This window comes from Nocardia camponoti (assembly GCF_014646135.1).
GTDB lineage: Bacteria > Actinomycetota > Actinomycetes > Mycobacteriales > Mycobacteriaceae > Nocardia > Nocardia camponoti.
On the sequence record NZ_BMMW01000003.1, the window covers coordinates 274,483 to 282,946 of the forward strand.

An 8,464-nucleotide genomic window follows, 5' to 3' on the forward strand; every position below is an offset into this window, starting at 1 on the left:
GGTTAGGTCACCAGCTCGAATCCGTTGCCGCGCCACGGTATTCGCGCGCCGGCTCGTCATCAGTACGACGAGCGGGCGGGGTAAGCGGAGCGGCGACGGTCGGCGGGATCGAAAGGTCAGGCATGCCGTCGATGAGGTCGGACAGCTTCGGCATCCGGGCACGCTGGGTCTGGAACGGCGTCATCAGCTCGCCCATCTTGCGCGCGACCTCCGCGCTCGCCTGTCGAGCGGCCTCGGTGACGGCCTTGGCGATCTCGGCGTACTCAAGGTCGTCGATGTCGGTACTGAATTTCGTATCAATCACCTGGTTATCGGCGTTGACGGTCACGGTGACCCGACGGCGAACCGTGGCGCTGGCGGTGATCTCCGATCGCGCCTGCTGAATCCGCGCGACCGCACGCAACTGCTCCTGCACGCCGTCGATGATGTCGGCTAGGTCGGCTTTGGCTTGGTCGTTAGTCATGGCTCTGGCGCTCGATCAGGCGAAGCCATCGCGGTTGCCGTGCTCCATTTTGTCGATCTTGGCTGCCGCATCGGCCTGACCAGCCGAGAACTTGCCCATCGCGTCGGCCATCGCCTGCGCGTTGGTGGTGGTTGCCGACTTCATCTTGGTGTAACCGCCGTCGCCGCCGGTGGCGAAGTTGGTGCCGAGGGTGTCGTCGCCCCAGCAGCCGTCTTTAGCGTCGATCGCGGCTTTGAGGGTGGTGAGTACCGCGTCGATCTTGTCGTGCACCGCATCGGATTTACGCGAAGCGGCGCGAAACAGATCGGCGTCGAATTCGAGTTTCGGGGCCATTACCGATCACCCTTTCGCTTGTGCCGTCGAGCACATCACATCTCGTTCGCTTGCGCAACAACTCTGCCCGACGAATGCGAATCCTGGCTTACGCCAACATGAATCGTGGCTCACTGACTCGCCTCCCAGTGCGACTCGACACGCTCCACCATTCGCCCGATCGAGCGATCCACCTTGGCCGCCAACAGCTTTCGGGTAATCGGCTCCGCCACCGGATCATTGGACGGCAACCCGATTCCGTAGCGACCATCGCCGGGCAGGTCGCGCCAGACGATGATGTCGCGTTCCATGCCACGCGACCCGAACATCGACTGGTTCTGCAACGTCTCAATCAGCCCGGTCCGCTCCGCCTCGATCGCGAAGAAGGCAGCGTGCCGCGTCGCGACTCCGGTGTCGGCCTCGTCGAAGATCATCGAGGGGCGAGGTTCGTAGTTGTCCTGTCGCGCCTCACCGCTGAGGAGGGGGATGATGCCGGTTTGCCCAGCAGGCACGTCGGGCATCAGCGCCACAATCGCCTCGGCCAACCCATAGGGTCCACACTCAACGATGCTGTAACCCGAACTGTGCCAAGCGGTTCGACCAGGACGCTGGTAAACGAGGTAGCCCTGCGCGCCGGCCCGCGCCGCCCGGGCCTTGATCATGTGCGCCGCGCTTTCCGAATCGCGGTCGTACCAACCACGCAGGCGCACATACACTTCCGGCCGCGCGAGCGTCTCGATCGCCGCTTGCAACTCACCGTCGATTCGGTCGCGTAACCGTACCCACGCCTCGTACTCGCGCTGTTCGAACTCAAGCGCGTCCTGAATCTCGCTCACGAAGGTGAGCGGCCTCGGCATCCCCGGCCCGACCAGCCGCTCCCAGAGGACACTGAATTCGATGTCGGTGAAATCCCATTGACGCGTCATGGCTTAGATCGCGCTCCGACGTTGCTCGATCGCCGTCGCCGCGTCGGCCACCTCGCGCGCCACGCGGGAGACGGCCTCGCCAGCGTCGGCGCTGGCCGCCACAAGGGGCGACACGATGTCGGAGCCGAGATTGGTGAAATCGGGGAGCGTGGCGCGCGGGAACGCCGTGACAGGCTCTGGTGCGGCGGCCACCGGTTGGGTGATCGGGTTCGTCGGAGTGAGGCCAAGCGTCTGGGCCACCGGCACCAATTCGGGTTTGTCGGCAAGCACCTGGGCGAACTGCGGGGAATCGACGATCGCGGTACGCAGGTCAGGGAACTGCGCGAGCGTCTTGGTCAATTCCGTGAGGTCCGGCGTCATCGCGCTGACGTCGATTTTCGCGAGCGCCTCGATCAGGCTCGGTAGGGATTGGGTGACCGACGAGACGACACCTGAGATCGCCGAAATCAGCGACGACAGGTCGGAATTTCCGTTCGAGGAACCGCTGCTGCCTGACGTGCCCTTCGCCGCGCCCGCGCTTCCAGATGTGGGCCCGGTCCCCGTTCCACCGGTCGCGCCTTGATTACCGGCACCCTGTGCGTTCTGTTTCTGCTTGTCGAGTTCCTGCTGCTGTTTCGCCAGGGCTTCGCGCTGCTTCTGCACTGCGGCAACCTGCTGTTGCTGCTGGTCTTGGGCGGCCTTGTCCTGGGCCGCTTTGTCTTGGGCCGCCCTGTCTTGCGCTCCCGCGTTTTGCGACCCACCGCCGCCGCCCTGACTGCCCGATTGCCCGCCGGACCCAGCTCCCGAGCCCGAACCGCTTCCGCCGCCCTGACCGTTGCCGCCGGTACCGTCGCCGCGCTTGCCCGGATCCTCGGGCTTCTCCTTGCCTTTCTCCGGGGGCGGCGGCCCGAGCGCGCCCTTCGGCACGGACGGGACGGCGGCGACCGGATACATCTTCTGCACCTCGTCGAAGCCGTTGTAGTAGTGGTCCTTGTACAGGTCCTGTACTTCGCTCACGTCATCGCAGGTCTCGCCGTTGGCGGGCACCGGCATCGACACCTCCGTCGCATGCAGAAAGTCGACGAAGTACTGCAGCGCCGAGTGCATCATCGTGAACCCGTCGCGCAACTCCCCGATCGACTTGACAAAGCCCTGCACCGCGGTGAAGGCCGCGTCGCCTCCGTTGCTCTCCCAGTTGTCCTTGGTGATCGTGCGGATTCCGGATTGGAAGGCCGTGCCCGCCTTGTCGACCTCGGTCGCCAGGGTCTGCCAGGTCGGCATGTCACCGGCCACCTGCCACCAATCGATGCGCTGACCGAGCGCTTGTAAGTCCTTCCATCCCATGCTCTTTGGCGAACGTGCATGCGGTCCGAAGATATCGGCTTCCTCGGCTTTTCCCAGTTTCGGTGTGCTTGGCTTCTTCGCCAGCTCGATATCATCGTCGTGGCCGCCGCCCAGCTGAAAGTGCGGTGGCATGTACCAAGGCGCTTTGCCGATCGCGTCCTTATAGCTCGACGCGGGCGGCTCCTTCGACACCCCACTCAACGCGGTCTTGTTGCTGTTGAGCGTCGCGAGCTCCGACGCACTGAGCGTGTCGTTGCCGGTGTAGAGCGCGCCCGCGTCTTTGAACATGTCGGTCATGTCTTGGAGCGCGTCGATGAACTTGCCGACCGTGTCGTAGGCCTGGGTCGTCTCCTCGATGAACCGCGAGCGAAGCGGACCAGCATGCACCTCGTCGCCGCCGATCGCGGCCACTGAATAGTTGTTGAGCTTGCCCGGCGCGAGGGCGTCCTTGCAGCCTTTGAGCACGGCGATCATGTCGCGGCACGCGTTGGCGGCTTTGAGGGCTGCCCCGGTTTCGACCCGGATCGTCGCTTTGCTCGCCGCACCGTCCCACGCAGTCTTATCGCCCACGGTGCGAAAGCTTAGCCACCACAACGGAATGTGCCCAGCCCCAACACATTCCGTCAACCACGAATTCGCGTCCCCGTCACTGCGACGACCGTGCGGGATCTGTGACAGACTCAGGGTCAGCAACACCGCAGTACACAGCTTCGGAAATGGGTCGGAGATCGACATGGCGATAGCAGCACCTGGCACCGACGTCAGCGCGCTTGAACGCCGCGTCGCCGCCGACCGTACTGCCACCCGCAGTCAAGATCCCCTTGATTTCCTCCGGCTTGCCACCTCGCTCACCGAGCTCGCGCAGGCGCTTGTCGCCACCCACAACGACCCGTCTAGCCGGGATCGGATTGCTGAGGCGCTTGAACCGTCGCAGGAAGCTGTCGCGATTCGGTTGCACTGGCTTGTCGCTGGTTACGTGAGTTATGAGTACGCGGGCGCGCTACAGGATTCGTTGCGACTGTTTGAGCAGGCGACGCGGCTCGTCGGGCATCGACAGTTGGCTACCAACACCATTCGCAGTGCAACCCAGGCGTACCGGCAGGTCGCCAACGACTATCCCGATGTGTCGCCGATGTGCGCCGACGGGCTGTCGAAGTGCGGGGTGTGGCTCACGCGGCTCGATCACACGTCGGCGGTGGCGGCCACCGAGGACGCCGCGCGTATTCGGGCGGCGCGTTTCGCCATCGACGGGGTCGGTCCCGGCAAATACCTCGCCAGCCTCAGCACGCTGCTGCGCACGATGATGGTTGGCCGGTCGCGCAAGCAGGCCATCGCCAGCTATCGCGCGATTTACGCCGAAATCACGTCCACGGCGACCACCGCCAAACTGCGCGAAACGCCGGTCGAAGAACTCGACCTCACCTTGAAAACGTCGCAGGCGCTGATCAAACTCGGCGCGCCGACGCTGGAAAAGGCTGGCAGGCTCACGCAGCAGCAGATCCTCTACCAATCGGGCGGCGACCTCGCGACGATCGACGAGATCAACTGGCGACTAGCCCTCGTCGGGTTGAAGCCGCTCGCCGCTGGCGCGATGCCCGAGCCGCCGTCGCGTCCGGTGGAAATCACCGCCACCTACGGCGCGATCGCGGTGCGCTGCTCCGCACCCGACGCGCTGGCACAGGTACGCGCGGCGATTATCGCGGCCTTCGAACGTGATGATGTCGCCCCGGTCGAGGCGGGCCGCTTCGCAGGCGTGCACGAAAGGCATTGGGGCGTTAAGGAACCCGAGGTCAACTCCGCGACGGAACTGGCAACCGACGTCATCCTCGTCGAACAGTCGTCAGGCAGTTGGATTTCGGTGAAGAGCCTCAACTGGGAAATCGGCGCGCTCGCCAAACACCCTCTGGCACTGCGTCTTTCGGAGAAATGGCCGACGCTGACCGTCGCGACCATCGAGAACATCTCCTACGAACTGTGCCTTTACGAAAACGGCGTCGCGACCCAGTACGCGGCATTAGGCCGACCCACCGGCCAGGCCCCACTCGACGCCCCGCTGCGCCCACTCGACTTCGCCACCTTGGCCGACTACGGCGCTGACTACGCCTCCGAAACCCAGGTCCGCGCCGCCTTCGGCAACGCACCAATGTTCGCGAAGGTCACCGAACTCCCCGCAAGCGGCATTCGTCAAGCGGCAGAAGCGAATCCGCTCACGAGCTACGGCGACAACATCCTGTTCTTCGGCACGCCCTAGTCTGGTCGGGTGCGAGCACTCCTCCAACGAGTTTCCCAGGCACAGGTCACCGTCGACGGCGACGTGGTCGGACGGATCGAACCGAACCCGCAGGGGTTGGTCGCGCTCGTTGGCGTGACCCATGACGACACGGCAGCCAAAGCCAAGGCGCTTGCTGAAAAGACGTGGCGCTTAAGGATTCTCGATGACGAAAAGTCGGCCGCCGACGTGAACGCGCCGATCCTCGTCATCAGCCAATTCACCCTTTACGCCAACACCGCGAAGGGTCGTCGCCCCGCATGGAACGCGGCAGCACCCGGCGCGGTGGCTGAGCCGTTGGTCGACGCCTACACCCAAGCGCTCCGCGACCTCGGCGCGACAGTAGAAACCGGCCGCTTCGGCGCGCACATGCAGGTGTCGTTAACGAACGACGGCCCGGTCACAATCCTGCTCGAATTGTGAACGGGCCGAACGAAAACTGGCTGAGTGCTACTCCGGGCGCAACGTCAGAATGCGCGGCCCATCTTCGGTGACCGCGACCGAATGCTCCCAATGCGCCGCGCGCGAACCGTCGGTCGTGACGACCGTCCAGTCGTCGCCCAACGTGCGGGTCTGCGTGGTGCCAAGCGTGAGCATTGGCTCGATCGCCAGCACCGAACCAACAACCAAACGTGGGCCCTTACCGGGCGCGCCTTCGTTCGGCAGGAACGGTTCCATGTGCATTTCGGTGCCGATGGCGTGGCCACCGTAACCGTCGACGATCCCGTACTTGCGACCATGCAATTCCTCAGCCGCGTACGTGCCGAGTTCGATGGCGTGCGAGATGTCGGTGAGGCGGCTGTCGGGCAGCATCGCCGCGATGCCAGCCTCCATCGAAAGCCGCGTGGCCTCCGAAAGCAGACGGTCGGCTTCGATGATCTGGCCGACGCCAAACGTCCACGCCGAATCACCGTGCCAGCCATCGAGAATGGCACCACAGTCGATCGAAACGAGGTCCCCATCGGCGAGCACATCGCTCGCCGATGGGATCCCGTGCACTACTCGGTCATTCACCGAAGAACAGATCGACCCGGGGAAACCGTGGTAGCCCTTGAACGACGGGACAGCGCCCGCGTCGCGGATAACCGCCTCGGCAACCGCGTCGAGCTCAAGCGTCGACACGCCAGCCTTGGCCGCGTCGCGAACGGCGACAAGCGCCTGTCCGACGATCGCGCCCGCGGCGGCCATCATGTCGAGCTCGCCCGCTGAGCGGAACGGGACGACCTTGTTCTTCCGGCGAAAGGCCATGGGCTACTTACCCAGCGCCTTCAGCGCGCGCTCGTTGACCTCGTTGACCTCGCCGACGCCGTCGACGGTGACAACGATGTCCTTGTAGTACTCAAGCAGCGGCTGGGTCTCTTCGCGGTACACCCGAAGCCGGTTGCGAATCACGTCTTCGGTGTCGTCGGCGCGACCACGCGCGAGCATGCGCTCGACAACGGTGTCCTCGGGAACGACGAAGCACAGCACCGCGTCGAGCTTGGCGTTGTTGAGCTCAAGGATCTTCTTGAGCGCCTCAGCCTGGTCGACCGTGCGCGGGTAGCCATCGAGCACGAAGCCGTTGGCCGCGTCGGGCTCGGCAACGCGTGCCTCGACCATGCGGTTGGTGACGTCCGACGGCACAAGGTCACCGGCATCCATGTACTTCTGCGCCTCGCGACCAAGCGCGGTCTGCTGGCTGATGTTGGCGCGGAAGAGGTCTCCGGTGGAGATGTGCGGAACGCCCAGTTCTTCGGAAAGCAGGACGGCCTGAGTGCCTTTACCAGCACCGGGCGGACCGAGCAGAACAACTCTCACTTGAGGAACCCTTCGTAATTTCGATTCATCAGCTGGCTCTCGATCTGCTTCACAGTGTCGAGACCCACACTGACCATGATGAGCACCGCGGTGCCGCCGAACGGCAGGCTCGCCGCGCTGCTCCCGCCAGCTCCCATGTCAAGGAACAGGTTGGGCAAAATGGCGACGAGGCCGAGGTAGATCGAGCCGGGCAGGGTGATGCGGCTCAATACGTAATTCAAGTAGTCGGCGGTCGGCTTGCCGGGACGGTAGCCCGGGATGAAGCCGCCGAACTTCTTCATTTCGTCGGCGCGTTCCTCCGGATTGAAGGTGATCGCGACGTAGAAGTAGGTGAAGAACACGATCAGACCGAAGTAGATCGCGATGTAAACCGGGTTGCCCGGATCCACCAGGTACTTCTGAATGATTTCCTGCCACCAGCTCGGGTCGGTTGTCGTGCTCGACGACGTGAGCTGAGCGATGAGGTTAGGCAGGTACAGCAGCGACGACGCGAAGATCACCGGGATAACGCCGGCCTGGTTGACCTTCAACGGCAGGTACGTCGACGAACCGCCGTACATCTTTCGCCCGACAACGCGCTTGGCGTACTGCACCGGAATGCGACGCTGACCCTGCTCAACGAAGATCACCGCGACAAGGATGAGCAGCACCGCGGCACACACGATGCCGAAGATCAGCCCACCACGGCTGTCGAGGATGTTCTTGCCGTCGAGCGGCAGACGGGCGGCGATACCGGCGAAGATCAGCAGCGACATGCCGTTGCCGACACCACGTTCGGTGATCTGCTCGCCGAACCACATCACCAAGCACGCACCGGCGGTCATGACAAGCACGATGATGATCATGCCGAAGACCGACGTGTCGGCGAGGATGTCTTTTTGGCAGCCCTGCAACAGCTGACCACGCGCGGCGAGCGCGACAAGGCCCGTTGCCTGCAGGATCGCCAACGCCACCGAAAGGTAGCGGGTGTACTGCGTCATCTTGGTCTGGCCGGACTGGCCTTCCTTGCGCAGTTCTTCGAACCGCGGGATGACGACGGTAAGCAGCTGAATAATGATGCTCGCGGTGATGTAAGGCATGATGCCGATCGCGAACACCGAAAGTTGAAGCAGCGCACCACCGGAGAACAGGTTGATGAGCTGATAAATCCCAGCGTTTTCACCGCCGGAGACGAGCTTCACGCAATCCTGGACAGCGCGGTAATCAACACCGGGGGACGGCAGCGCGGCACCCAACCGGTACAGCGCGATCAACCCCAGCGTGAAGAGGATCTTCCGCCGTAAGTCCGGAGTCCGGAAGGCCGATACGAAGGCGGAAAGCACAGATCCTCCTGGCGAACGACATGGTCATGCCATGCGGCAAAGCACATGACGA

General features: G+C 63.8%; 9 protein-coding genes. 2 read left to right on the forward strand and 7 right to left on the reverse strand.

The genetic code is table 11. The annotated features are described in order from the left end of the window. Positions 1-7: 7 nt before the first annotated feature. The 4 genes from IEX78_RS16100 to IEX78_RS16115 all read right to left on the reverse strand — a co-directional run bounded on the left by IEX78_RS16100 (position 8) and on the right by IEX78_RS16115 (position 3,594). Complete coding sequence (locus IEX78_RS16100; RefSeq protein ID WP_188829826.1) at positions 8-463, reverse strand: YbaB/EbfC family nucleoid-associated protein; 456 nt, start codon at positions 461-463, stop codon at positions 8-10. Positions 464-478: 15 nt separating this feature from the next. Next, positions 479-796 carry a hypothetical protein gene (locus tag IEX78_RS16105; RefSeq protein ID WP_188829827.1) on the reverse strand — a complete coding sequence of 106 codons (318 nt, stop codon included), beginning with the start codon at positions 794-796 and terminating at the stop codon, positions 479-481. A gap of 110 nt (positions 797-906) precedes the next feature. Further along, entirely contained in the window at positions 907-1,701 is a 795-nt protein-coding gene (locus tag IEX78_RS16110) for an ESX secretion-associated protein EspG (protein ID WP_188829828.1), read from the reverse strand. A 3-nt stretch (positions 1,702-1,704) separates the two neighbouring features. Continuing rightward, positions 1,705-3,594: a hypothetical protein gene (locus tag IEX78_RS16115; RefSeq protein WP_188829829.1), complete on the reverse strand. Its 1,890-nt coding sequence runs from the start codon at positions 3,592-3,594 to the stop codon at positions 1,705-1,707. 163 nt (positions 3,595-3,757) lie between these two features. On the opposite strand from IEX78_RS16115, the gene IEX78_RS16120 reads away from it, so the two are divergent. Continuing rightward, positions 3,758-5,275: a hypothetical protein gene (locus IEX78_RS16120; RefSeq protein ID WP_188829830.1), complete on the forward strand. Its 1,518-nt coding sequence runs from the start codon at positions 3,758-3,760 to the stop codon at positions 5,273-5,275. A gap of 9 nt (positions 5,276-5,284) precedes the next feature. Continuing rightward, positions 5,285-5,716 carry a D-aminoacyl-tRNA deacylase gene (dtd, locus tag IEX78_RS16125; RefSeq protein WP_188829831.1) on the forward strand — a complete coding sequence of 144 codons (432 nt, stop codon included), beginning with the start codon at positions 5,285-5,287 and terminating at the stop codon, positions 5,714-5,716. Positions 5,717-5,743: 27 nt separating this feature from the next. Here dtd and map read toward each other — a convergent pair whose 3' ends face one another. Genes map through secY form a run of 3 tightly spaced genes read right to left on the reverse strand, consistent with a single transcriptional unit; the run spans position 5,744 to position 8,412 of the window. Continuing rightward, complete coding sequence (map, locus tag IEX78_RS16130) at positions 5,744-6,541, reverse strand: type I methionyl aminopeptidase (protein WP_188829832.1); 798 nt, start codon at positions 6,539-6,541, stop codon at positions 5,744-5,746. A gap of 3 nt (positions 6,542-6,544) precedes the next feature. After that, a complete protein-coding gene (locus tag IEX78_RS16135; protein WP_188829833.1) occupies positions 6,545-7,090 on the reverse strand; it encodes an adenylate kinase in 546 nt (181 codons plus the stop codon). Continuing rightward, entirely contained in the window at positions 7,087-8,412 is a 1,326-nt protein-coding gene (gene secY, locus IEX78_RS16140) for a preprotein translocase subunit SecY (RefSeq protein WP_188829834.1), read from the reverse strand. Before secY ends, IEX78_RS16135 begins: the two co-directional genes overlap by 4 nt. Between the last annotated feature and the right edge of the window lie 52 nt (positions 8,413-8,464).

Coding starts and splice junctions, on each gene's coding strand:
- IEX78_RS16105 (WP_188829827.1), bottom strand. CDS start 796: ATGGCCCCGAAACTCGAATTCGACGCCGATCTGTTTCGCGCCGCTTCG.
- IEX78_RS16100 (WP_188829826.1), bottom strand. CDS start 463: ATGACTAACGACCAAGCCAAAGCCGACCTAGCCGACATCATCGACGGC.
- map (WP_188829832.1), bottom strand. CDS start 6,541: ATGGCCTTTCGCCGGAAGAACAAGGTCGTCCCGTTCCGCTCAGCGGGC.
- IEX78_RS16110 (WP_188829828.1), bottom strand. CDS start 1,701: ATGACGCGTCAATGGGATTTCACCGACATCGAATTCAGTGTCCTCTGG.
- IEX78_RS16120 (WP_188829830.1), top strand. CDS start 3,758: ATGGCGATAGCAGCACCTGGCACCGACGTCAGCGCGCTTGAACGCCGC.